General features: G+C 68.1%; 22 protein-coding genes and 1 pseudogene. 13 read left to right on the top strand and 10 right to left on the bottom strand.

Going from position 1 to position 21,259, the window contains the following annotated elements; genetic code table 11:
- From FV242_RS18250 to FV242_RS18260, 4 genes and pseudogenes are all read right to left on the bottom strand, one after another.
- Nucleotides 1-359, bottom strand: a 359-nt coding sequence (locus tag FV242_RS18250) for a hypothetical protein (protein ID WP_147939908.1), incomplete at its 3' end; no start/stop codon positions are given.
- A 214-nt stretch (nucleotides 360-573) separates the two neighbouring features.
- Nucleotides 574-801 (bottom strand): annotated as a pseudogene (locus FV242_RS18255) (integrase core domain-containing protein); the annotation flags it as partial.
- 217 nt (nucleotides 802-1,018) lie between these two features.
- On the bottom strand, nucleotides 1,019-1,192 hold the full coding sequence (locus tag FV242_RS34655; protein WP_187278475.1) for a hypothetical protein: 174 nt from the start codon (nucleotides 1,190-1,192) through the stop codon (nucleotides 1,019-1,021).
- Between the two features lie 444 nt (nucleotides 1,193-1,636).
- Nucleotides 1,637-2,401: a L,D-transpeptidase gene (locus FV242_RS18260; protein ID WP_147905951.1), complete on the bottom strand. Its 765-nt coding sequence runs from the start codon at nucleotides 2,399-2,401 to the stop codon at nucleotides 1,637-1,639.
- Nucleotides 2,402-2,691: 290 nt separating this feature from the next.
- Between FV242_RS18260 and FV242_RS18265 the strand changes: the two genes are divergently transcribed.
- From FV242_RS18265 to FV242_RS18290, 6 genes are all read left to right on the top strand, one after another.
- Nucleotides 2,692-3,408, top strand: coding sequence for a protein phosphatase CheZ (locus tag FV242_RS18265; protein WP_147905952.1), 717 nt, complete (start codon nucleotides 2,692-2,694; stop codon nucleotides 3,406-3,408).
- Between the two features lie 245 nt (nucleotides 3,409-3,653).
- Complete coding sequence (gene uvrC / locus FV242_RS18270; protein WP_147905953.1) at nucleotides 3,654-5,720, top strand: excinuclease ABC subunit UvrC; 2,067 nt, start codon at nucleotides 3,654-3,656, stop codon at nucleotides 5,718-5,720.
- A 73-nt stretch (nucleotides 5,721-5,793) separates the two neighbouring features.
- Complete coding sequence (gene pgsA, locus FV242_RS18275) at nucleotides 5,794-6,393, top strand: CDP-diacylglycerol--glycerol-3-phosphate 3-phosphatidyltransferase (RefSeq protein ID WP_187193748.1); 600 nt, start codon at nucleotides 5,794-5,796, stop codon at nucleotides 6,391-6,393.
- A 38-nt stretch (nucleotides 6,394-6,431) separates the two neighbouring features.
- Nucleotides 6,432-6,683 (top strand): molybdopterin converting factor subunit 1, encoded by a 252-nt coding sequence (gene moaD / locus FV242_RS18280; protein WP_147853871.1) that lies wholly within the window; start codon nucleotides 6,432-6,434, stop codon nucleotides 6,681-6,683.
- Between the two features lie 266 nt (nucleotides 6,684-6,949).
- Nucleotides 6,950-7,180: a hypothetical protein gene (locus FV242_RS18285; RefSeq protein WP_147905954.1), complete on the top strand. Its 231-nt coding sequence runs from the start codon at nucleotides 6,950-6,952 to the stop codon at nucleotides 7,178-7,180.
- 174 nt (nucleotides 7,181-7,354) lie between these two features.
- Nucleotides 7,355-8,053 carry a ribonuclease activity regulator RraA gene (locus FV242_RS18290; protein ID WP_147939910.1) on the top strand — a complete coding sequence of 233 codons (699 nt, stop codon included), beginning with the start codon at nucleotides 7,355-7,357 and terminating at the stop codon, nucleotides 8,051-8,053.
- A gap of 77 nt (nucleotides 8,054-8,130) precedes the next feature.
- On the opposite strand, the gene FV242_RS18295 is transcribed toward FV242_RS18290, so the two are convergent.
- Complete coding sequence (locus FV242_RS18295) at nucleotides 8,131-9,153, bottom strand: NADP-dependent oxidoreductase (RefSeq protein ID WP_147939911.1); 1,023 nt, start codon at nucleotides 9,151-9,153, stop codon at nucleotides 8,131-8,133.
- 268 nt (nucleotides 9,154-9,421) lie between these two features.
- Here FV242_RS18295 and FV242_RS18305 point away from each other — a divergent pair, with 268 nt between their 5' ends.
- The gene (locus FV242_RS18305; RefSeq protein WP_246692768.1) at nucleotides 9,422-10,009 is read left to right on the top strand and encodes a TetR/AcrR family transcriptional regulator; all 588 of its coding nucleotides are present in this window, start codon (nucleotides 9,422-9,424) and stop codon (nucleotides 10,007-10,009) included.
- Between the two features lie 324 nt (nucleotides 10,010-10,333).
- A complete protein-coding gene (locus FV242_RS18310) occupies nucleotides 10,334-11,260 on the top strand; it encodes a DMT family transporter (RefSeq protein ID WP_147939912.1) in 927 nt (308 codons plus the stop codon).
- Between the two features lie 37 nt (nucleotides 11,261-11,297).
- Here FV242_RS18310 and FV242_RS18315 read toward each other — a convergent pair whose 3' ends face one another.
- On the bottom strand, nucleotides 11,298-12,071 hold the full coding sequence (locus FV242_RS18315; protein ID WP_147939913.1) for an SDR family NAD(P)-dependent oxidoreductase: 774 nt from the start codon (nucleotides 12,069-12,071) through the stop codon (nucleotides 11,298-11,300).
- A 180-nt stretch (nucleotides 12,072-12,251) separates the two neighbouring features.
- On the opposite strand from FV242_RS18315, the gene FV242_RS18320 reads away from it, so the two are divergent.
- Complete coding sequence (locus FV242_RS18320; protein WP_147939914.1) at nucleotides 12,252-12,671, top strand: flagellar biosynthesis repressor FlbT; 420 nt, start codon at nucleotides 12,252-12,254, stop codon at nucleotides 12,669-12,671.
- A gap of 31 nt (nucleotides 12,672-12,702) precedes the next feature.
- Here the strand turns inward: FV242_RS18320 and flaF are convergent, their stop codons facing one another.
- Nucleotides 12,703-13,074, bottom strand: a complete 372-nt coding sequence (gene flaF / locus FV242_RS18325) for a flagellar biosynthesis regulator FlaF (protein WP_147939915.1) — start codon at nucleotides 13,072-13,074, stop codon at nucleotides 12,703-12,705.
- Nucleotides 13,075-13,242: 168 nt separating this feature from the next.
- Between flaF and FV242_RS18330 the strand changes: the two genes are divergently transcribed.
- A complete protein-coding gene (locus FV242_RS18330; RefSeq protein ID WP_147939916.1) occupies nucleotides 13,243-13,485 on the top strand; it encodes a hypothetical protein in 243 nt (80 codons plus the stop codon).
- A gap of 356 nt (nucleotides 13,486-13,841) precedes the next feature.
- Here the strand turns inward: FV242_RS18330 and FV242_RS18335 are convergent, their stop codons facing one another.
- Nucleotides 13,842-15,089: a NupC/NupG family nucleoside CNT transporter gene (locus FV242_RS18335; protein ID WP_147905960.1), complete on the bottom strand. Its 1,248-nt coding sequence runs from the start codon at nucleotides 15,087-15,089 to the stop codon at nucleotides 13,842-13,844.
- 57 nt (nucleotides 15,090-15,146) lie between these two features.
- Entirely contained in the window at nucleotides 15,147-15,785 is a 639-nt protein-coding gene (locus FV242_RS18340; protein ID WP_147939917.1) for a TetR/AcrR family transcriptional regulator, read from the bottom strand.
- 105 nt (nucleotides 15,786-15,890) lie between these two features.
- Between FV242_RS18340 and FV242_RS18345 the strand changes: the two genes are divergently transcribed.
- The 3 genes from FV242_RS18345 to FV242_RS18355 are packed head-to-tail and all read left to right on the top strand — an operon-like array spanning nucleotide 15,891 to nucleotide 19,127.
- A complete protein-coding gene (locus FV242_RS18345; RefSeq protein WP_147906011.1) occupies nucleotides 15,891-16,742 on the top strand; it encodes an SDR family oxidoreductase in 852 nt (283 codons plus the stop codon).
- A gap of 1 nt (nucleotide 16,743) precedes the next feature.
- The gene (locus FV242_RS18350; RefSeq protein WP_147905962.1) at nucleotides 16,744-17,652 is read left to right on the top strand and encodes an alpha/beta hydrolase; all 909 of its coding nucleotides are present in this window, start codon (nucleotides 16,744-16,746) and stop codon (nucleotides 17,650-17,652) included.
- Nucleotides 17,649-19,127, top strand: a complete 1,479-nt coding sequence (locus FV242_RS18355; RefSeq protein WP_147939918.1) for an NAD(P)/FAD-dependent oxidoreductase — start codon at nucleotides 17,649-17,651, stop codon at nucleotides 19,125-19,127. Before FV242_RS18350 ends, FV242_RS18355 begins: the two co-directional genes overlap by 4 nt.
- 54 nt (nucleotides 19,128-19,181) lie before the next feature.
- Here the strand turns inward: FV242_RS18355 and FV242_RS18360 are convergent, their stop codons facing one another.
- A complete protein-coding gene (locus FV242_RS18360; RefSeq protein ID WP_147939931.1) occupies nucleotides 19,182-21,239 on the bottom strand; it encodes a bifunctional diguanylate cyclase/phosphodiesterase in 2,058 nt (685 codons plus the stop codon).
- Nucleotides 21,240-21,259: the final 20 nt, after the last annotated feature.

Raw genomic sequence — 21,259 nt, forward strand, 5'->3', positions numbered from 1 at the left:
CCCCCCACCCGTGCCGGATCGGCCCGTCCGTCCCCCGGCGAAATGACGGCTGGTTCGTGTCCCGGGGCCGCGTCGACGGTTTGACCGGAGACCGGCGCTCCAACACCTTGGACTCGGCCCCACGACGGCCCTTGCTGCCCCAGGATGTCGCCCCGGGCGGCAAGAGAGCCGGCCCCGGAGGCATCGTCACGAGGCGATCCATCTTCGGCCTCTTTCCAGGCCTGCTTCATCGCCGCAGGAAGCAGCTCGATTACATCGTCGACAGGTCTGCCGATCATAAGGCCTGCGGTCAAGCCTGCGATGATTGTAATCAAAAATTCGAAACCGATTATTATGTTATTTGAAATCAGATCGATCATCTTTATATTCTACGCACATTGCTTGACTAAAGTATAGCTTAGAATCCGACTTTCAACGCCGATATCAGGAGCGTTTACGTTTTTGCATCCGCGACATATTCCGCAATCCTGGTAATTATCGGTACGGATAATCAGTTTTCAGCTCAATGGGCCGTACCGCCGCTAAGATTTATGCATCACAGGAGCAAAAATGGCTTCGCCTGTGGTTTGCGACTTATTCAGATTTTCGGGCTGAGACAACTTCAACGGCGAACGCTCGGAACGTCATTGCGCCGAGGGCCGTGTGCGGCCGGTCTTCGCTGACGTAGTGCCTCCGTTCACCGATGCGCTCCCGGGCGTCGGCTGGCGACATAATCCATAAGGCGTTCAGCAATTCCGCCCCGAGCCGACCGTCGATCCGCGCGATGTAAGCGTTGTCGTTCGGCTTTCCCGATCGAAAGAATGTCTGGTTCCGCGATATGGTGTGGCGGATCAAGCCTGAAGCGTTTGGGCTCTTTCGTCCAAGTTTGGCGGATGACGTCGTAGGGCGTGGCGCCGTGTTGGGGGCTCAGGCTGGCGGCTGCAGTTGTAGCCGTCCACCCAAAGCGTACAGGTGCACCGCGCCGGGTTTTTCGGGGGCCATTTGGTCTGGGCCAGGCGGCCGAGATTGGCAGCCCGACCTAGGCCTCGTGGCGCGCTACCGCCTCGTCGGGAGGGAAACTGCCGATGGGTTCGAGCCGACGGCGGGTATCGCACCAGTCGACCCGTTCGCAGGTGTCGATCTCAATGACCTCGGATGACTGCCACCGCTTACGCCGAAGGCTCACCTCGACCTTGAACGGCCCGTCGATCATCTCTGTCGGCGCGTTGTCGTAGCTATCGGCGGCGGCGCCGACGGACGGCTCGACACCGGCCTTGGCGAGCCGCTCGGTGTAGCTCAGCGCAAGGAATCCCGAGCCCCTTTCGCTGTAATGTACGAGGCCCCCGCCCTGGATGGACCGACGCGCGTGCAGGGCCGGGGTCCAAGGCGTGGAGCATCATGCGCTGGATATGGACCGTCAGAGCCGTTTCACGTCTGGCCTATGCCGGTAGCCTGCCGGAACCGGCACACCATGCGGCCTGGGCACGGTACGCCGACGACGCGATAAGCAGTACATTGCAGATCGCCTCGACCCTAGCAGTTCCTCACGCCATCTCATTCTCGTTTTCTAAAGCCTCGAGAGAACCAACAAACTCAGTCGATCAGTGCAGACGAGTTTTTTTGCTCTTCTTAACAGTATTCCCGCGCTTGCAACCCATCACAGAACCTCCACCCGAGTCCCCACCGGCACCCGATCGTAGAGATCCATGACATCCTCGTTCATCATGCGGATGCAGCCCGAGGAGACCGATTGGCCGATCGTGCCTGGCTCGTTGGTGCCGTGGATGCGGTAGAGCGAGGAGCCGAGATAGAGCGCCCGCGCGCCCAGCGGGTTCTCCGGGCCGCCCGCCATGTGCCGTGGCAGGTCGGGACGGCGGGCGAGCATCTCCGCCGGCGGCGTCCAGTCCGGCCACTCGGCCTTGCGGCTGACGGTCTTGAGGCCGCTCCAAGCAAAGCCCGGTCGCCCCACACCAATCCCGTAGCGCAGCGCCCGCTGCCCTTGCTGGACGAGGTAGAGGTGCCGACTGGTCGTATCGATTACGATCGTCCCGGGCCGCTGCGACCCAGTGAAAGCGACCTCCTGGCGCCGGTATTCCGGGCCGACCTCTCGCGCGATGCGGCCCGGATCCGCCTGTGGTGCGCCATAGGCCTGCGGGGGCAGGACCTGCCGCGGCACGTCCTGCAGAGGCTCCGGTTCGGCGGGCAGCAGCTCGCCGGAATAGGCCGCGACACGCTGCGGAGCCGCATCGCGTTGCGGACGGCTCCGGCCCCCTCCCCCGGCCTGCCCGGTCATGAGGTACTCGATCAGGCCGCCGCCATACCCGCCGCCTTCGGCGTAGCGTGACTGCTGCGCGGAAACCGGGGCGGACAGCGTCGCGGTCGCCAGGACCGCACAGAGAGCCAGACGAACCGAACCACGCATCGTGGATGCTTCCTGCAGGAGGGCTGACGGCCCCGATTCGCGCTATGATCCACCCGCATCGACGCGTTCCGGTGAATCAACATGGTGAATCGGCCCGCCGGCCCGGCGCCCTCCCCGGCCGGGCGAGATTAGCGTGAATCGCTAGTAAATCGCTCCGGCTCACAACCTTCGATAGGTCGAACGGGGGCGCCGGACAGGAATCGCCGGCCGGCAAGCTTGGCAGTCACAGTCCGCTAACTGATTGTGGTAGACAGTTCGAACGACCGATCCTGAAGGCTCACGCCCCGCCGATGACCCAGAAGCGCTATCGCATCGAAGACAGCCTCGGGCTTCCCGCGGTTTTACCCATCGCTCCCGATCCAGGCGTCTCGAACGAGCGGCTGGACGAGATCCTGAGCGCGATCATGGATCTGCGCCGCATCACCCAGATGAGTGCCGACGAGACGATCGAGACGTGCCGCCGCGAGCTGCACGACGCCCTGGCGATGCGGTCCGAACTCGACCTGATGAAGGAGGCGATCACCCGGACCAAGTCCGAGCTGGCGACGCTCCACCGCTCGGAGAACAGCGGCAAGGGCATGCGCCGGGCGGCCGACGAACTCGACGCGGTGGTCGAATCGACCGAGCGCGCCACGACGCAGCTGCTCAACGCGGTCGAGGAGATCGAGGCGAATGCCGGCATGCTCTACACGGCGAACCTGCCGCCGGGCATGAAGCAGCACGTCGACATCATCCAGGAGCGGGTGATCTCGGCTTACGAGGCCTGCAACTTCCAGGATCTGACAGGCCAGCGGATCAACAAGATCGTCGGCGTGATGAAGTTCATCGAGGAGCACCTCGACCGGCTGATCGCCGCCTGGACGCAGCTCGACAGCTTCCGCGATCTCATCACCGTCATGCCGGTCTCGACCGCGATGGACGACGAGAGCAGCCTGCTCAACGGGCCGAAGCTCGACGACGATCCGGGGCATGTCGACCAGAACGACATCGACTCGCTGTTCGACTGAGACGGCCGGGCGGCCTTGAACGCTCGCCGCCGAGATTGATACCGGCACGGCGTCGGCCAGCGCGCTGGATCGCGGATTCAGTGGCGCGTCGTGCCGGATACCGGAACCGGCACGACGCGGCCTCCTCGATCCGCCGCGTCGTTTTCCGGAAGCCGGCGGCCACGGTTCGGCACGAGGCTCCAGGCGCGGCAATTTTGTCGCCGGACCCGGTGCCGCTCGGCGCCGGGAACGCTTAGATCTGCGGTATGAACCGCAGAGCCCTCTCAGACCTGCCCCCCGACACCTTCGACGACGGCCGCGACGCCGAGCGCGAGGAGAGTGCCGGCGAGTCCGAGGCCGCGCTGTCCGCCGAGGATGCGCCCGAGATCGATTTCGATTTCGACCCGGGCGCGGTCCAGGCCGGCACCGAGGTGATCCGCCGGTTCTGGTCGACGCTGCCGCACTCGCCCGGCGTCTACCGGATGTTCGACCACCGGGGCGACGTCCTCTACGTCGGCAAGGCCAAGAACCTGAAGGCGCGGGTCGGCTCCTACGCGCGGGGTCAGGCGCACTCGAACCGCATCGCCCGGATGATCTCTCAGACGGCGGCGATGGAGTTCGTCACCACCGCCACCGAGACCGAGGCGCTGCTCCTCGAAGCCAACCTGATCAAGCAGCTGAAGCCGCGCTTCAACGTCCTGATGCGGGACGACAAGTCGTTCCCGTACATCCTGGTCACCTCCGACGGCCCTGCGCCGCAGATCGTGAAGCACCGCGGCGCGCGGCGACGGAAGGGCAATTACTACGGCCCGTTCGCAAGCGTCTGGGCGGTCAACCGGACGGTCAACGCGCTGCAGCGTGCCTTCCTGCTGCGCACCTGCACGGACAGCTACTACGAGAACCGCAGCCGGCCCTGCCTGCTCTATCAGATCAAGCGCTGCTCCGGCCCCTGTACCGGGGAGATCGGCACCGACGACTACGCCGCCATGGCGGATGCGGCCCGGGCGTTCCTGGCGGGCAAGTCCAACGCCGTGAAGGACCGGATGCGCGCGGAGATGCAGGAGGCGTCCGAGGCTTTGGAATTCGAGCGCGCTGCCCGTTACCGGGACCGGATCGCCGCGCTCTCGGCGATCCAGGGGGTGCAGGGGGTCAACACCCAGGGCGTCGAGGAAGCCGATGTCTTCGCCCTTGACGAGCAGGCGGGCCAGTTCTGCATCGAGGTGTTCTTCTTCCGCAACTTCCAGAACTGGGGCAACCGCGCCTACTTCCCGAAGGCCGACCGGACCATGACCCCCGAGGAGGTGCTCGGCTCGTTCATCAGCCAGTTCTACGACGACAAGCCCGCGCCCCGCACGGTGCTGACCAGCCACCCGATCGAGGATGCCGAGCTGGTCGCGGCCGCGCTTTCGAGTCGGGTCGATTATCGCGTCGAGATCCACCGGCCGAGCCGCAGCGAGCGGAGGAACCTCGTCGAGTACGCCCAGCGCAACGCCAAGGAGGCGCTCGCCCGGCGGCTGGCCGACACCGCCTCGCAGGGCAAGCTGCTCACCGCCCTGGGGCAGGCGTTCGGCATGGACCGGACGCCGCGGCGGATCGAGGTCTACGACAACTCCCACATCATGGGTACGAATGCGGTGGGCGGGATGATCGTCGCCGGGCCGACTGGGTTCATGAAGACGCATTACCGCACGTTCAACATCAAGTCGGAGGAACTCACCCCGGGGGACGATTACGGCATGATGCGGGAGGTCCTGCAGCGGCGGTTCAAGCGCCTGGTCAAGGAGGCGCCGCGCACCGAGCGCGAGGCTGCGGCGGCAGGCGCCGAGGACGGCGTTCCGGAGCTTCCCCCCGTGCCCGCGGAGGATGGCGAGGTGTTTCCCGCCTGGCCGGATCTGGTGCTCATCGACGGCGGCAAGGGTCAGCTCGACGCCGCCCGCACAGCGCTCGACGAGATCGGCGTGACGGATGTCCCGCTGATCGGCATCGCCAAGGGGCGCGACCGCGATGCAGGGCGCGAGACGTTTTTCGTGCCCGGCCGGCCGCCGTTCAAGCTTCCGCCGCGCGACCCGACGCTCTACTTCGTACAGCGGCTGCGAGACGAGGCCCACCGCTTCGCCATCGGCAGCCACAGGGCCAAGCGCAAGCGTGAGATGGTGAAGAATCCCTTGGACGAGATTGCCGGCATCGGCCCCAGCCGCAAACGCGCGCTGCTGCATCATTTCGGAACCGTGAAGGCGATCGAGCGCGCCGCGTTCGAGGACCTGGCCAAGACCCCCGGGGTGAACGCCGCCACCGCGCGCGCCGTCTATGATTTCTTCCATGCCGGCGCCTGAGGATCCCGCCGTCACGGCCGTGCCCGCGGCCGAGACGTTGACGCCCGGGCCCGGCTCTGATTTCACCCCGGCGATGAACACCGTCCTTCCCCGACGACGGTCCCCAGCCTGGACGCTCGCGAATTGCCTGACCTACGGGCGCCTCGTCGCGGTGCCGGTGATGGTCGCGTTGCTGTTCTGGCCCGACTCGCACACCGCGCGTTGGACCGCGCTCGGCGTCTTCGTGGCGGCGGCGATCACCGACTATCTCGATGGCTATGTCGCGCGGACCTACCACCAGAGTTCCGCGCTCGGCCGGATGCTCGATCCGATCGCTGACAAGCTGCTGGTCTCGGCCTGCCTGCTGATGCTGGCTGCCGACCATACCATCGTCGGCTCGTCGGTCTGGGCGGCGATCGTGATCCTGTGCCGGGAGGTGCTGGTCTCCGGCCTGCGCGAGTACCTCGCCGAGCTGAAGGTCGGGGTTCCGGTCAGCAAGATCGCCAAGTGGAAGACCACGGTGCAGCTCGTGGCGCTCGGCTTCCTGGTGGCCGGGCCCGCGGGCGAGCGGGTCCTGCCCGGTACGGAGCCGATCGGCCTCGCGCTTCTCTGGATCGCGGCCGCCCTCACGCTCTGGACCGGCTGGGACTATATGAGGGCCGGGATCAAGCATGTGATCGACGACCCGCGCTGAACGCACGGTCGCCGATCCCCTTCCGGCACGGTGTTGCGATGAAGCTCGTCTATTTCGCCTGGGTCCGCGAGCGAATCGGCCGCGCCGAGGAGGAGCTGGCGCCGCCGCCTGAGGTCGCCACCGTCACCGATCTGGTCGCCTGGCTGCGTGGCCGCGGCGAAGAATACGCCTATGCGTTCGAAGATCCGGGGGTGGTCCGGGCGGCCATCGACCGGACCCATGCCAAGCCGGACGCTCAGATCGCCGGTGCCGCCGAGATCGCGTTCTTCCCGCCGATGACCGGCGGCTGAGCGCCCGGCACGTAGTCCACCGGTCTTGAATGCGTGCGCGTCCCGGGGTTTTTTGAGGGCGTCGCTCCGGCTGCGTTTCAAGCCGAACGACGCGTGGGCCGAGCCGCGTTCGCTTACGGGTTCGGCCCGCTTTCCGGCCTCGTCCGCCCGTCGGATCGCCGACGTTCGGCCGCTGCGGCAAGGGCTGACCCGTCCACCACAAATTGCGGAACGCTCAAGCTGGAGACGCCGTTACTCGGGACCGATATCGGGACCGGAGTTTTCGTATGCGCCAGATGTTCCTCGCCACCGCCGCCCTGTTCAGCCTCGGCGCCGCCGCCCAAGCCCAGACCACCGTGATCGAGCGCGACCGGCCCGCCGTCGTGGTCGATCGTCCGGCCTCCGAGTCCAAGTCCGTGACCGTTCACGATCACGGCGACGGCTGCGTCACCAAGACGGTGCGCAAGGAGAACGACATGGGTGATTCCAAGACCGTGAAGAAGGAGTCCTGCGATTGATTCGAATCCCGACCTGGGCGCCCCCAACCTGAGGGTTGGCTTCGCCATCGGGTCGCGTGTTCGGAAAGAACGCAGCGGAACAGTAACTTAGAGCTGTACCCGATCGGATCATGATCGGGTACAGCTCCTCGGCGGGGACCGACACGGGTCGCCCCAGCCGAGAAGGATATGCGGATGTCGAGCGACGCTCAGGTCGTCGAGGTGCTCTCGAAGGTCACCACCGCCACCATCACGACGATCCTGCTGAAGAAGGGTCTTCGCAACGTCTGGCTGCGTGGCACCCGGCCGCTGCGGCCCGGCCAGCCCCGGATCGTCGGCCGGGCCTTCACGCTGCGGTTCGTCCCGGCCCGCGAGGATCTCGCCACGCCGGAATCGTGGTCGTCCCCGACCTCCACACGGGCGGCGATCGAGGCGATGCCCGCGGGCTGCATCGCGGTGGTGGATGCGTTGGGCGTGACCGACGCCGGCATCTTCGGCGACATCCTGTGCGCTCGCATGGCCAAGAAGGGCGTGGCCGCCCTGGTCACCGACGGTGTGGTGCGCGACGTCGCGGGCGTCCTGGGGACCGGATTGCCGGTCTGGTGCCAGGGCGCAGCGGCTCCGCCCTCCGTGGCCGGCCTGACCTTCGTGGCCTGGCAGCAGCCGATCGCCTGTGGCGGCGTCGCCGTGTTCCCCGATGACGTGATCGTGGTGGATGAGGACGGCGCCGTGCTGATCCCGGCCGCGCTCATCGAGACGGTGCTGGAACTCGCCCCCGAACAGGAGCGGTTCGAGGGCTGGCTGATGGAGGAGGTCGGCAAGGGCGCCGCGCTTCCGGGCCTCTACCCGCCAAATGCCGAGAACAAGGCACGCTACGAGGCCAGCAAGGGCTGATTGCCGGCTGACGACCGACCGCGCCTCCCGCCCCATGGCATCGGGGGACGCCCCGAGACGGGGGCGCGGTCTCCCGGTCACAGCTCCACCAGAACGATCCCCTTGAGCCGGCCTTCGCAGGCGTCGTGCAAGGCGCGCGGCGCCTGCTCCAGCCCGGTCACCGTCGTGCCGGCGAAATGGAGCCCGGCGTCGCGCTGCCAGGCGATCCAGTCCGGGAACGCCGCCGCGCTGTCGCGATCGGCACTGTAGCCTCGCAGGGTGACGCCCCTGAGGATCAGCTGGAACGTGTCCAGCTCCACCGGCGCGCGGATGCTGGCACCTGCAGCGTTCAGCTCGGCGGTCAAAGCGCCGAGCAGGACGAACCGCGCACCGTCGCGCGCGGCCCGTGCGGCAGTTGCCAGCTGCTCGCCGCCGACCATGTCGACGAACACGTCCACGCCGTCCGGCGCCGCCGCTCTCAGCTGATCCGCGATGGGACCCGCGTGGCGCAGGATCACCGCGTCATAGCCGAGCTCGGCCGTCATCCAATCGGCTTTGCCCTGGGTGCTGGTGCTGCCGATCACCCGCGTCGCGCCGAGCTTGCGGGCGATCTGGCCGGCCATCGATCCGATCGCACCCGCACCGCTCGACACGAACACCGTGTCGCCCGGGCGGACTGTGACGCCCCGTGTCAGGGCCGCGTAGGCCGTCCAGCCATGGCCGAGATACGCCGCCGGCTCGGTCGGTGCCGGACCGAGGGCGACGCACCGCCCGGCATCGACGACCGCGTAGTCCCGCCACCCGAGGGGATGCGAGACGTACGTGCCGACCGCAAACCCGCTCCCGGGCGGGCTGGCGATGACCTCGCCGATTGCGCCGTCCGCGAGCGTATCGCCGGGCTTCAGCGCGGGAAACGGAATGCCCTCGACCGCCTGCGCATCCGGGTTAGCCATGAGCCGGGTCGAAATGGAGATCCGGAACCAGCAATTGCGGACCACAAGGTCGTTGGGACCGATGTCCGGCAGGGCCGTTTCCACGACGGCCAGATCGCCCGGCTGGATCATCTCGCCGGGATACGTCCGCAGTCGGACTTCGCGGCACCGATCGATTGTCCTGTCCATGGCATGTCCCCGGGCGCGATACGCGGATGCCGGGTCCACGCGTGCCGGTCAGCAGCGTGCCGGTCTGCAGCGTGCCGGTCTGCAGCGTGCCGGTCTGCAGCGTGCCGGTCTGCAGCGTGCCGGTCTGCAGCGTGCTGCCTCACTAGCTGTTGACTGGTGGTCAGTCAATTAGGACGACGCCTACATCCGGTGGTGGCTCTTTCCATCCTCGCGATAACCCGTCAGGCAGACGTGAGCGCCCTCCATCCCCGAGACCGCTTCCGTGTCGATGAAGACCAAGCCCCGGACCAGGCCGCCCGAAGAGCGGCGTGAGGATCTGATGAACGCGGCCGGGAGCCTGTTCATCGACCAGGGATTTGCGTCCACCACCATCGAGCAGATCACAACCCTCGCGGGCATGGCGAAGGGCAGCTTCTACCTGCACTTCGCCACCAAGGAGGCCGTGGCCGGAGGTCTGCGCCAACGGTTCGTCGACACCTTGCTCCAAGCCATCACGGCAGAGGTCGAACGCCAGGCCGATGGGGATTGGACTGGCCGGCTGGCCGCTTGGGTCATCGCCTGCAGCAGGGGGTACGCCGCATCCGAGCGCCTGCACGAGATCGTGTTCACCGATGTGCCGCCGCCCAGCCAGGACGGTCTGACCGACAACATCCTGATCGATCATCTCGCGGGATTGCTCCGCGATGGCAGCGCCGCGAAAGCCTGGGCGATCGCGGATGTGCGCTTCACGGCCGCGTTCCTGTTCAACGCGCTCCATGGTGTCGTCCTGGGCGCCGCCAGGACTGGGCGGGCGGACGCGATCGCCTCCCAGCTGGTGGACCATTGCTTCCGGGTCGTCGGCCTCGCGCCAGCCTGATCGGGATTTTGTGTGTCTGCGATGAGTGTCTCGGCGGGGATCGACGCTCCGTTCGGCTACCGCTGGGTCCCGTAAGGACACCTATGAGCCGGATGACGGAGCGATCTTTTACGCGCCCTTGTAAGACACCGATAACTTCCGCCCATAGCAGTATTAAAAATCCAGATCACATGCCAGAAACGTAATTCCCTATGTCCATGATGGTCTTAATTATGTAAATTTATATTGCCTAAACAAGATCGATCGCCTGGTTCAGCAGCAAGAACCGTGATGCATTCCGTCGAAATGTGACTTCACGTGCGGGTCGATGCTTGGAGATCCACCATGCCGCACGCAGGAAAACGATCGATGTCCGCGCCCGAATGGGCGATGCTGATCGGACTCTCCGTGTTGTGGGGCGGTTCCTTCTTCTTCACCGGTATCGCACTCACCGAATTGCCGCCGCTGACCTTCGTCGTCCTGCGCGTCGGGATCGCAGCGCTGATCCTCAACATGGTTCTACCGTTTGCAGGGTTGCGCCTGCCCGGTGGCTGCGCGGTCTGGGCCGCCTTCCTCGGGATGGGCCTGCTGAACAACGTCGTTCCCTTCAGCCTCATCGTCTGGGGTCAGACGCACATCGCGTCCGGCTTCGCCGCCATCCTGAACGCCACGACGCCGCTCTTCACCGTCATCGTCGCCCATCGGCTCACCACAGACGAGCGGATGACCGGCAACCGGTTCTCCGGTGTGCCGGTGGGCCTGGCAGGGGTCGCCACGATGGTCGGGCCCGCGGCTTTCGCGGGATTCGACGCCAGCCTTCTGGCCCAGGTCGCGATCCTCGGGGCCGCCCTGTCGTATGCCTGCGCGGGGGTGTTCGGACGACGCTTCAAGCGGATGGGTATCCCGCCGCTCGCCGTCGCTGCCGGACAGCTCACGGCGGCCGCACTGCTGGTGTTGCCCGTCGCGCTGGTGATCGACCGGCCGTGGACATTGCCGGTCCCCGGTCCATTCGTCTCGGCAGCAATCCTCGGCACCGCCACGCTGTCGACCGCGCTCGCCTACGTCCTCTATTTCCGGATCCTGGCCAGCGCCGGGGCGACCAACCTGTCGCTGGTCACCTTCCTGGTTCCGGTTTCGGCAATCCTCCTGGGGGCGCTGGTCCTGGGCGAACGCCTGGAACCACGGCACTATCTCGGGATGGCCCTGATCGGATGCGGCCTCGCGGCCATCGACGGGCGCCTCCTGCGCCGCGTTCGCGCAGCCGCGGGATGATGCGCTGAGAGCCGGTCTCAACGCTCTCGCTCGAGCCTCAGCGCCAGCCCGCGTCGATGAAGTAATTGTGGCCCGTGCACATCCGGGCATCGTCGGAGGCGAGGAACAGCACCAGGGCGGCGACGTCGGAGGGTTGGATCCGGCCGTCCAAGCACTGCGACGCGACGATCTCGGCCTCGCCGTCCGGGGTGTACCAGCGCTCCTGGCGGGGTGTCTGGACATTGCCGGGCACGATCGCGGAGACCCGGATGCCGTCGCGGCCGAGATCCCGGGCCAGCGCCCGTGTCATGCCCTCGATGGCCGCCTTTGCGGTCTGGTAGAGCGGCATGTCGTTGAGCCCGAGGTGCCAGCTGATCGAGCCGAAGTTCAGGATCACGCCGCCGCCTGCCCGGCGCATCGCGGGTACGGCGGCCTGCGCGGCGAAAAACATGTGCCGCAGGTTCACCGCCATCCGGTCGTCCCAGTAGGCGGGCGTCACGTCCGCGAGCTTGTGGCGGTCGTCGTTGCCAGCGTTGTTGACCAGCACGTCGAGGCCGCCGAACGCCGTTTCGGCCTCCGCCACCAGGGAGCGGACAGCCTCGACATCGGTGAGGTCGCAGCGGCGGTAGACAGGCGGGTGTTCGGCCCCAGGTGCGAGCCGCGCGACCAGGGCGTGTGCGGGCTCGTCGGCTATGTCGCAGAACGCGACGCGGGCGGCCTGGGCGACGAAGGCTTCGACCAAACCTTCGCCGATTCCCGAGGCGCCGCCCGTCACAAGCACGCGTTTTCCGCGAAGCGACGGGTAGATGGCACGCGTGGCAGAGGAGGTCATCGGCAATTCTCCGAAGGCTGACGTCTCGCAGACTCACCGAGTCTGCGAACGATCTTCGAAGAGTCCACGCTCTGCACCGTCACGACAAGCCCACCGCGACCGTTCGCCGAACGGCAGCCGTTGTCCAAACGTTAACGCATGCGGAATCAAATCGGCGCGTCTTCTAGAACGGAACACGCGATGCCCCTGCGCTTGGAACTGAAACCGCTCGAGCGGCTGATCATCAACGGCGCGCTGATTCGCAACGGCGACCGACGCTCGACTTTCCTGATCGAGACGCAGTGCAAGTTCCTGCGCGAGAGCGAGATCATCACGGAGAGCGAGGCCGACACGGCCTGCAAGCAGATCCACCTGACCCTGACGGTGATCTACCTGGCGGACGACCCGGCCGCGAGCATCGACCTGTTCTTCCGTCAGGCCGGGGAGCTGATCCGCCTTGCGCCGGCAGCCGCGCCCCAGGTCGCCGCCATCGCGGAGGCGGTCGAGGCGGGCTCGTTCTACCCGGCGATCAAGCTGGGCCGGAAGCTCGTCGAGTGGGAGAGCGCGGCGCTGGCCCAGGCCGCGACGGTCGCGCGGCCAGAGCCCGACACGGCCGCCTGAGCGCGCCCGCCCCCTTCAACTGAGTCCGACTTCAGCGTGGGTTGCCCTGGAGGCCGGCGGCGATCTCGTTGTTGATCCCCACGAGGGTGGCGATCTTCTCCGGGGTCGGCTCGATCATCGTGTCGACGCAGCTGCGCAGCACGAACACGCCCAGGTTGCCGATGCCCTGCTTGATATCGGCCGGCAGCGGGTTCTCGTCGGCGGTCGCCTCGGCGGCCAGGATGGTCCAGACGCGCTGGTTGAACGACAGGGCCTCGTTGAGGCGCTTGGTGTCACCGTCGGCGATTCCCTGGCTGGCGCCGATCAGCTGTTGGGCCGCCTTGAGCAGGACGGCGGATTCGGCTTCGCGCGGGGTTAGGGCGGACCGGGATGTCCGGGCATAGGCGTTGGCGGCGTAGTTCATAGGCGGTCCAGCCCCGTCATCGCACCTGCCACACCGGCGGGCTTGCGTGTAGCTGTCGCAGATCAAGTGTTAAGGCCGCGTGAGCGGCAGGTCCGCCATGTTCCCGCCGGGTTGGACAGTGACCAGAGACTGTGGCCCCACCAAACCGGTCACCGGATCGCTTCAGAAATGCTGAATTTCTTCCTCGGAACCGTCGCCGGCGGCCTGATCGCCGCCGTGCTCACCATCGCGGCGGCCCGTCAGCCGGAGGTCCAGGCGCGGCTCGGGCTGAAGCCGGCCCCCGTCGTCGCGACCCTGGCGGCGGTCTCCAAACCGCGCGAGCCCGATTGCGCCAAGCCGGCCGAGGGGCCGACGGTCGGGACGCGGGACATGTTGTTCAACCGTCAACGGTTCTGGTCGGTCGCGCCGTAGGCTGGAAACCAATTATCGTTTTCATGCAGGCGGTTACAGATCATTATGACCGTGCTCACCGCGTGCGGAAACAGATCGATCAGCCACCTGATGGATGTGTCGATTGATATCGCGAAGATCACGTTTTTGGTCTATATATTCGTATTGAACGCAAAGTTATATCTGTTAAAATCAATTCTGCGATGATTTGATCAGTAAATCTGCGAAATAAATTGTAATTATTTATTTTTTAGCGATCATTTATGCGCAGATATGCTCATGAATATCCGTTTCGTCAATCGTTAAGCAAGAGATGAGACGGTAAAATTCCGTCCACAGAATCGATGCACGACGCCGTCATCATTCGTCTTCTGTCCTCACCCCACGAACAACCCGGCGATCGCCGCGCTCGTGAGGTTCGCCAGCGTCCCGGCGAGGATCGCCCGCAATCCGTAGCGGGCGACTTCGGAGCGCCGCTCCGGGACCAGGCTGGAGAAGCTCGCCAGCTGGATCGCGATCGAGGCGAGGTTGGCGAATCCACAGAGGGCGAAGCAGACGATCGCCTGGGAGCGCGGGTCGAGCGTGCCGGCGCCGAGGGTCGGCGACAGGGTCGCGTAGGCCAGGAACTCGTTGAAGGCGATCTTCTGGCCGATCGCGCCGCCGACGAGCGCCGCGTGCGCCCAGGGCACCCCGAGCAGCCAGGCCAGAGGGGCGAGCGCCCAGCCGAGCACGCCCTCGATCGAGGTCCCCGGATAACCTGCGAGGCCGCCGGCATAGCCGACGACCCCGTTCGCCAGGGCGATCAGCCCAACGAAGGCGATCAGCATGGCGCCCACCGAGACCGCGACGACGAGGCCCTTCTGTGTGCCGTCCGCCGCGGCCTCGATGATGTTGGCGGCCCGGGACTCGCCGAACTCCACCCGGGTTGTGGCGATCCGGGTCGGCTCGGTCGAGGGCATCAGGATCTTGGCGTAGAGCAGGCCGCCCGGAATCGCCATCACGGAGGCCGCGAGCAGGTAGGTCATCGGCACGCCGAGCGCCGCGTAGCCGGCCAGGATCGACCCCGCCGTCGAGGACGCGCCGCTCGACATCACGGCGAACAGTTCGGCGCCCGTAAGCAACGGCAGGAATGGGCGCAACGCCACCGCGATCTCGCTCTGCCCGATCGCGATGGTGATCACCGCCGAGAACGACTCGATCGGCGAGGTGCCGAGGATCCGCCGCAGCCCGGCGCCGAGGCCGCGGGCCAGGGCCTGCATCACGCCGAGATGGTACAGCACCCCGATCAGGGCCGAGACGTACAGGATCTGCGGCAGCACCCGCAGGGCCAGGATGAAGCCCGAGCCACCGAACAGCTCGAACATCTTCGGCTCCACCAGACCGCCGAACAGGAACGCCGTGCCGCGGTCGCCGTAAGAAAGACCGGTGACGACGATGTCGGCGGCGGTCCTCAGCGCGGCCTGCCCGGCTGGCAGGAACAGGACCAGCGCCCCGAAGCTCACCTGAAGGGCCAGGGCGCTGAGCACGATCCGGGGCCGGATCGCCCGCCGGTTCGTCGAGAAAAGGGCGCCGACCGCCAGGAGCAGCAGGATCGAGAGGCCGGCATGGATCAGTCGGTCGAGCATCGCGTCCTCCGGGTTCGAGCGTGGCCGCGCAGATGGAAGGTTCGGGCCAGACGCCTCTCAGCCCTGCGGATCCGCGACCAGGTAGGGGGTGAACAGGTCGCGGACCTGCGCGAAGCCCCAGTCGAGGTCGGCCTGGGACAGCGTGGTGCCGCCCTGGAGCCGATGGCTCATCCAGTGGCTCGATACGATCCAGGCGTTGTCGATGAGCCGCCCGAGCGCCTCCGGCGCGATCCGCAGCCGCCCGGCACGCACCGCCGCCTCGAACACGCCGCGGGCCAGCGCCTGGGTCCGCCCCCGCAGGGCATGGACACGCGGGCGCAGGGCCGGAGCGATCTCCACCATGGCGATGCCGTCGCGGTAGACGCAGCGATAGCGCCAGATCAGGTCGAACCAGCCGCGCTGATAGGACAGCAACGCGTCCAAAGTGGCGGGATCGGCGGGCAGGCGCCCGGCCACCGCCTCGGCCTCGGCCTCGAAGACCGCGAAAAGAGCCTCCACGAGGCCGCTCTTGCGCGGGAAATGGTACTGGAGGTTTCCCTCTCGGATGCCGCACGCCGCGGCGATCTCCGCGGTGGTCACCCGACCGAGACCGCGCTCGTTGAACAGCGCGAGGCTCTGCGCCAGGATCCTGTCGCGCGTCCCGGCCCCCCGGCCGGCTCCGGCGTCCTGTACCCTGCTGTCGCGGCACCGCGCCATACCTGCCCCTCCCGGCCTAGGGTGCTCACCCTAGACAATGCCCGGCGCCGGGGCTATCCCGAACCGCCGATCCCGGCCTACCGGGTGACCCAAGGGGGGCGCAGCTTGGCCCAGACATTCCGACTCGCCGGCGCGGTCGTGCTCCTCACCGGGGCCGCGAGCGGCATCGGCGCCGCCCTTGCGCTGGGATTGGCCGCCAAGGGCTGCGGCCTCCTGCTGGTGGACCGCGACGCGCCGGGCCTGCACGCGGTGGCCGCCAAGGCCCGGGCGGCCGGCGCCACGGTGGAAACGCTGGCCCTCGACCTCGCCGACGCGGAGGCGATCACGAAACTCCCGGACTGGGCCGCCGACCGGTTCGGCCGCCTCGACGTGCTGATCAACAATGCCGGCGTGGCGCTCGGCGGCCGATTCGACGAGACGCATCTCGAAGATTTCGACTGGCTGATGGACATCAACCTGCGCGCCGTCGTGCGGATGTGCCACGCCTTCCTGCCGATGCTGAGGGCTCGGCCAGCGGCCCAGATCGTCAACCTGTCGAGCCTGTTCGGGCTGATCGCCCCGCCGGGCCAGGTCGCCTACGCGACGAGCAAGTTCGGGGTCCGGGGCTTCACCGAGGCCCTGCGGCACGAATATGCCGGCAGCGGGCTCGGGGTGACGGTCGTCCATCCGGGCGGCGTCGCCACCGCCATCGCCCGCAGCGCCCGGGGCACGCGTCCACCCACAGACCCGGACGCCGCCGAGCGCGCCCGCGTCGAGGACGAGAAGGCCCGGGAGGCGTTCGGCAAGCTGCTGACGCTCTCGCCGGAGGAGGCCGCGGCCGCGATCATCCAGGGGATCGAGCGGCGCCGCCCCCGCATCCTGATCGGCAAGGACGCGAAGAGCGCCGCCCTGATCCAGCGGCTGATGCCGGTGGGCTACTGGAAGACGATCGTGCGCCTGTCCGGCGGGAAGGTCTGAGATGGCGAGCCTGCGCGCGTATATCGGCACCTGGGTCGTGCGCACCAAGGTGCGCGGCCCCCTGTCGAAGGCCCGGAACGCCGCCGCGTTCCGCCAAATCTTCGAGGCGCCGGCCTTCCCCGATCCGAAGGGCGTCACCTACGAGCCGGGCACGGTCGGCGGGGTGCGGGGGGAATGGGTCCGGCCGAAATCCGGGCCCGGGCAGCGGATGCTCTACCTCCATGGCGGCGGCTTCATCGCCTGCTCGCCGCGCACCCACCGGCCGGTGACCGGCGCATTGGCCAACCGCGGCTTCACCATCTTCGTCCCCGATTACCGCCTCGCCCCCGAGCACCCATTCCCGGCCGCGATCGAGGACGTGACGGCGGTCTGGCAGGCGTTCAGCGCCGACGGCCCGGCCTGCGTCGCCGGCGAGTCGGCCGGCGCCAACATGGCCCTTGTGCTGATCGGCGAAGCGCGGGCGCGGGGCCTGCCGATGCCCTGGGCCGCTGCGCTGTTCTCGCCGGCCACCGACTTCGTCTCCGAGGACGGCTCGCGGCGCACGAACGCGTGGCGCGACGCGATGTTCGACCCCGGGGCGCTCGCGGTGATCCGCACGATGTATCTCGGGAGCGCAGACCCGGCCGATCCGCGGATCTCGCCGATCAACGCCGACCCGACCGGCTACCCACCCCTCCTTTTCCACGTGGGCGAGCGCGAGGTCCTGCGCGATGATTCGGTTCGCATGGCCGAGAAGGCCCGGGCGGCCGGGGTCGTGACCGAGCTGAAGCTCTTCCCGGTCGTGGCCCATGCCTGGCAGTTCGCCGCCCACATGCTGCCGGAGGCGCGCACCTCCCTCGACGAGGCCACCGCCTTCCTGATGGCCCACGCACGCCGGAGCGCTACCGCGCCCGTGGGAGCTTCGCGATGACGGCACCCGCGACCGCCTCCGTCCCGGAGACCCTCGAAGTCCTGATCGTCGGGGCCGGCTTCTCCGGCCTCGCCATGGCGATCCGCTGCCGGCAGGCCGGGATCGGCCCTCTGCGGGTAATCGAGAAGGCCGCCGACATCGGCGGGACCTGGCGGGAGAACACCTACCCGGGCGCGGCCTGCGACGTGCCCTCACATCTCTACTCCCTGTCGTTCGCCCCGAAGGCGGACTGGTCGCGGATGTATGCCCCGCAACCGGAGATCCAGGGCTACCTGCGCGACACCGCCGAGCGCCACGGGCTGATGCCGCTGATCCAGCTCGGCACCGCGTTCACCGGAGCGACCTGGGACGAGGCCCGCGCCGTCTGGCACGTCAAGACCGACCGCGGCCCGCTGACGGCGCGCGCGATCGTCTCCGCCATGGGCGGCCTGCACCATCCGGCCTATCCCGACCTCCCCGGCCGGGACGCGTTCACGGGGCCGGCCTTCCACACGGCGGCCTGGGATCATGCCGTCGATCTCGCGGGCAAGCGCGTCGGCGTGATCGGCACCGGGGCGAGCGCGGTCCAGGTCGTGCCGGAACTCGCCAAGCGTGCCGCGCACCTGACTCTGTTCCAGCGGACGCCGCCCTGGATCATGGCCAAGCACGACCACGCCATCCCGGAGGCCACCCAAGCGCGCTACCGGCGGCTTCCGTTCCTCCGGCAGCTCGAGCGGGCGCGGCTGTTCTGGCTGCACGAGCTGCGCGCGCTGTTCGGCTTCACCAAGGTGTCCAAGCTGACGAAGCAGGCCGAGGGACTCGCCCGCCACCATCTCGCCAAGGCGGTGCCCGACCGGGCGTTGCGGGCGAAGCTGACGCCGAACTACCGCCTCGGCTGCAAGCGCGTGCTGATCTCCGACGAGTACTACCCCGCGCTCCAGCGCCCGAACGTGACGCTGGAGACCGGCGACATCGCCCGGATCACGGAAGGCGGCGTGACCACCGCCGACGGCCACGCGCACGCCCTCGACGTGATCGTCTACGCCACCGGCTTCGACGTCACCGGGAGCTTCACCCGGATGGACCTCGTCGGGCGCGATGGCCTTAGGCTCACGGATGCCTGGGCGGACGGGATGGGCGCCTACCAGGGCATCACGGTCGCGGGATTCCCGAATTATTTCATGCTGCTCGGTCCCAACACCGGGCTGGGCCACAACTCGATCATCTCCATGATCGAGGTTCAGGCGCGGCACGTCCTCGACTGCCTGGAGGCCCTGCGCAAGGGCGCCCGGGCGATCGAGGTCCGCCCGGAGGCGCAGGCGCGGTTCCTCGACCGGATCCAGACCCGGCTGGCCGACAGCATCTGGCAGACGGGTGGCTGCCGGAGCTGGTACCTCGACGCCGAGGGGCGCAACACAACCCTGTGGCCCGATTCGGTGATGGCCTACCGCCGCAGCGCCCGGCGCGCCCGCATGGCGGATTACCGGCTGGGGTGAGCCGGACAGGGATGCTCTGCGCAGCAGTCGCCGCCGTCCGGGCCAGCTCCGCGATCAGGCTGCCTGTGTCCGGTCGGGGAACAGGGTCGCCTCCAGGGTCTGCACCGGCATCGGCCGCCCGAGATGGTAGCCCTGCAGGAACGGGCAGCCCATCGATTGCAGCATCTGCAGGTCGTCCTGCGACTCAACCCCCTCGGCCACGACCTCCAGCCCGAGCAGGGTGCCGAGGCCGAGCACCGCCAGGACCAGCCCGCGCTTGTCGTCGCAGGTGCTGAGGCCGGTGACGAAGCTGCGGTCGATCTTGATCCGGTCGGCCCGGAGCTGCCGGAGCGACGACAGCGACGAGTAGCCGATGCCGAAATCGTCGAGCGCCACCCGGATGCCGGCGCGCGAGAGCGCCTGAAGCTTGCCCTGGACCGCGCCGAGATCGAGGGCGGTCTCCTCGGTGATCTCGATCTCCAGGAGGGCAGCCGGCAGATCGAGGGCGACGAGGCGCGCGATGACGATCTCGTCCACCGGGATCTGCGCCATCTCCCGAGGCGAGACGTTCATCGCCACCCGGACGGTGCCGAGGCCCCGGGCACGCAGGATCTCCATCATCCGGCAGACCTGATCGAGGATGAAGCGCAGGAGCGACTCGGTCAGCCCGGCCATGCCGGCGGCGGCGATCAGGTCGGGGGGCGCGATCCAGCCGAGGCGGGGGTGGTGCCAGCGCACCAGCGCCTCGAGCCCGACCAGCGTCCGGGCGTCCAGAGCGTAGATCGGCTGGAACCAGACCTCGAGGGCGTTCTCGACCAGCGCGTGCGACAGGTCGCGCTCCAGCTCGCGCCGCATCTCCAGGCAGTCACGCAGGCCGGCGTCGAACAGCCGGAAGCGGTTCCGGCCCGCGGCCTTCGAGGCGTACAGCGCCTCGTCGGCGCAGCTGAGCATCGCCATCAGGTCGGGTTCGGGTTGGGCGTGGACGCCGATGCTGACCCCGAGCCGCCCCTCGTCGAAGCCGTCGAACGGCTGGGCGACCGCCGCGATGAGGCCGGCGGCGAGATCCGCGTAGGGCATGTTTGCGGCGACGGGATCGTACAGCACCGCGAACTCATCCCCACCGAGCCGCGCGGCGAGGCCGCCCGGCGGCAGGGCGGCGCGCACCCGCCGCGCGACCTCGACCAGCACCCGATCGCCGGTCTGGTGGCCGTAGACGTCGTTGACCGACTTGAAGCCGTCGAGGTCGAGCAGCAGGCAGGCGGTGCCGGCGCCGAAGCGGAGCCCGGCCGCGCCGGTCGAACCGGTATCCGCGTGCGTCCCGAGGCGGTCCTCGGCCTGCTGGATGAAGCCGGCCCGGTTGAGCAGGCCGGTGAGGTCGTCGTGGGTCGCGCGCCAGCGCATCTCCTCAACCAGCGCGGTGGCGCTGGCCTGCGCCTCGGCGCGGGAGCGGGCCAGCGCGGTGGCGTCGTTCTTCAGCCGGCTCGCCTCGCGGTAACCCGCCTCGCTCTGGAACGCGGTGCGGGACAGGGCGGCGAGATAGAGCAGCACGCAGGCCGCCAGGCAGCAGCGGTCGAACCCGCCGCCGCCGAACAGGCAGAACGCCACCGACAGCAGCGGCAGCAGGATGAAGCTGAACGGGATGCGGGCATAGGCCGTCCCGTGGGTGACGGCGCCGGCGGTGATGCCGCAGGTGATGGTGAGGTAGAACAGGGCCTGCGCCGAGGTGTAGCCCGCGCAGAGCAGCGGCTGGAACGCCCAGACCAGCCCCGACAGGAAGGCCGCGACGGTGCAGGCGCGCAGGTGTCCCTCGACCGAGCGCGAGGCGGCCCTGGCCATGTCCGGCGGCATCTCGGCGGTTAGGGCGAGCCCCGGACACGACGACCGGCACAGGCCGATGCGCAGGATATTGGCCGCAGTCGAGGCCGCGTACCAGACCACCCCGGCGCGGCCGTTGCCGCCCTGGAACGCCACCAGCACGCTGGCGAGCCCGAGCAGCATGTTGACCGGAATCGCGGTGAGGACGCTGCCGCGCACCGCCTCGAGCTGATCCCGGCGGACCAGCGCCTGCAGCCGCCCCGGATCGCCGGAGACTGCCGTCCCTGGGGCCGCTTCCTCCAGGTCGTGAATTGTCATCATGCGTCCAATCAGAGGCA

Source organism: Methylobacterium sp. WL64, from assembly GCF_008039945.1.
Classification (GTDB): domain Bacteria; phylum Pseudomonadota; class Alphaproteobacteria; order Rhizobiales; family Beijerinckiaceae; genus Methylobacterium.

Bases quoted from the DNA above. Each gene is read 5' to 3' on its own strand.
- FV242_RS34655 (WP_187278475.1), bottom strand. From the start codon at position 1,192: ATGATCGACGGGCCGTTCAAGGTCGAGGTGAGCCTTCGGCGTAAGCGG.
- FV242_RS18260 (WP_147905951.1), bottom strand. From the start codon at position 2,401: ATGCGTGGTTCGGTTCGTCTGGCTCTCTGTGCGGTCCTGGCGACCGCG.
- FV242_RS18265 (WP_147905952.1), top strand. From the start codon at position 2,692: ATGACCCAGAAGCGCTATCGCATCGAAGACAGCCTCGGGCTTCCCGCG.
- uvrC (WP_147905953.1), top strand. From the start codon at position 3,654: ATGAACCGCAGAGCCCTCTCAGACCTGCCCCCCGACACCTTCGACGAC.
- pgsA (WP_187193748.1), top strand. From the start codon at position 5,794: ATGAACACCGTCCTTCCCCGACGACGGTCCCCAGCCTGGACGCTCGCG.
- moaD (WP_147853871.1), top strand. From the start codon at position 6,432: ATGAAGCTCGTCTATTTCGCCTGGGTCCGCGAGCGAATCGGCCGCGCC.
- FV242_RS18285 (WP_147905954.1), top strand. From the start codon at position 6,950: ATGCGCCAGATGTTCCTCGCCACCGCCGCCCTGTTCAGCCTCGGCGCC.
- FV242_RS18290 (WP_147939910.1), top strand. From the start codon at position 7,355: ATGTCGAGCGACGCTCAGGTCGTCGAGGTGCTCTCGAAGGTCACCACC.
- FV242_RS18295 (WP_147939911.1), bottom strand. From the start codon at position 9,153: ATGGACAGGACAATCGATCGGTGCCGCGAAGTCCGACTGCGGACGTAT.
- FV242_RS18305 (WP_246692768.1), top strand. From the start codon at position 9,422: ATGAAGACCAAGCCCCGGACCAGGCCGCCCGAAGAGCGGCGTGAGGAT.
- FV242_RS18310 (WP_147939912.1), top strand. From the start codon at position 10,334: ATGCCGCACGCAGGAAAACGATCGATGTCCGCGCCCGAATGGGCGATG.
- FV242_RS18315 (WP_147939913.1), bottom strand. From the start codon at position 12,071: ATGACCTCCTCTGCCACGCGTGCCATCTACCCGTCGCTTCGCGGAAAA.
- FV242_RS18320 (WP_147939914.1), top strand. From the start codon at position 12,252: ATGCCCCTGCGCTTGGAACTGAAACCGCTCGAGCGGCTGATCATCAAC.
- flaF (WP_147939915.1), bottom strand. From the start codon at position 13,074: ATGAACTACGCCGCCAACGCCTATGCCCGGACATCCCGGTCCGCCCTA.
- FV242_RS18330 (WP_147939916.1), top strand. From the start codon at position 13,243: ATGCTGAATTTCTTCCTCGGAACCGTCGCCGGCGGCCTGATCGCCGCC.
- FV242_RS18335 (WP_147905960.1), bottom strand. From the start codon at position 15,089: ATGCTCGACCGACTGATCCATGCCGGCCTCTCGATCCTGCTGCTCCTG.
- FV242_RS18340 (WP_147939917.1), bottom strand. From the start codon at position 15,785: ATGGCGCGGTGCCGCGACAGCAGGGTACAGGACGCCGGAGCCGGCCGG.
- FV242_RS18350 (WP_147905962.1), top strand. From the start codon at position 16,744: ATGGCGAGCCTGCGCGCGTATATCGGCACCTGGGTCGTGCGCACCAAG.
- FV242_RS18355 (WP_147939918.1), top strand. From the start codon at position 17,649: ATGACGGCACCCGCGACCGCCTCCGTCCCGGAGACCCTCGAAGTCCTG.
- FV242_RS18360 (WP_147939931.1), bottom strand. From the start codon at position 21,239: ATGACAATTCACGACCTGGAGGAAGCGGCCCCAGGGACGGCAGTCTCC.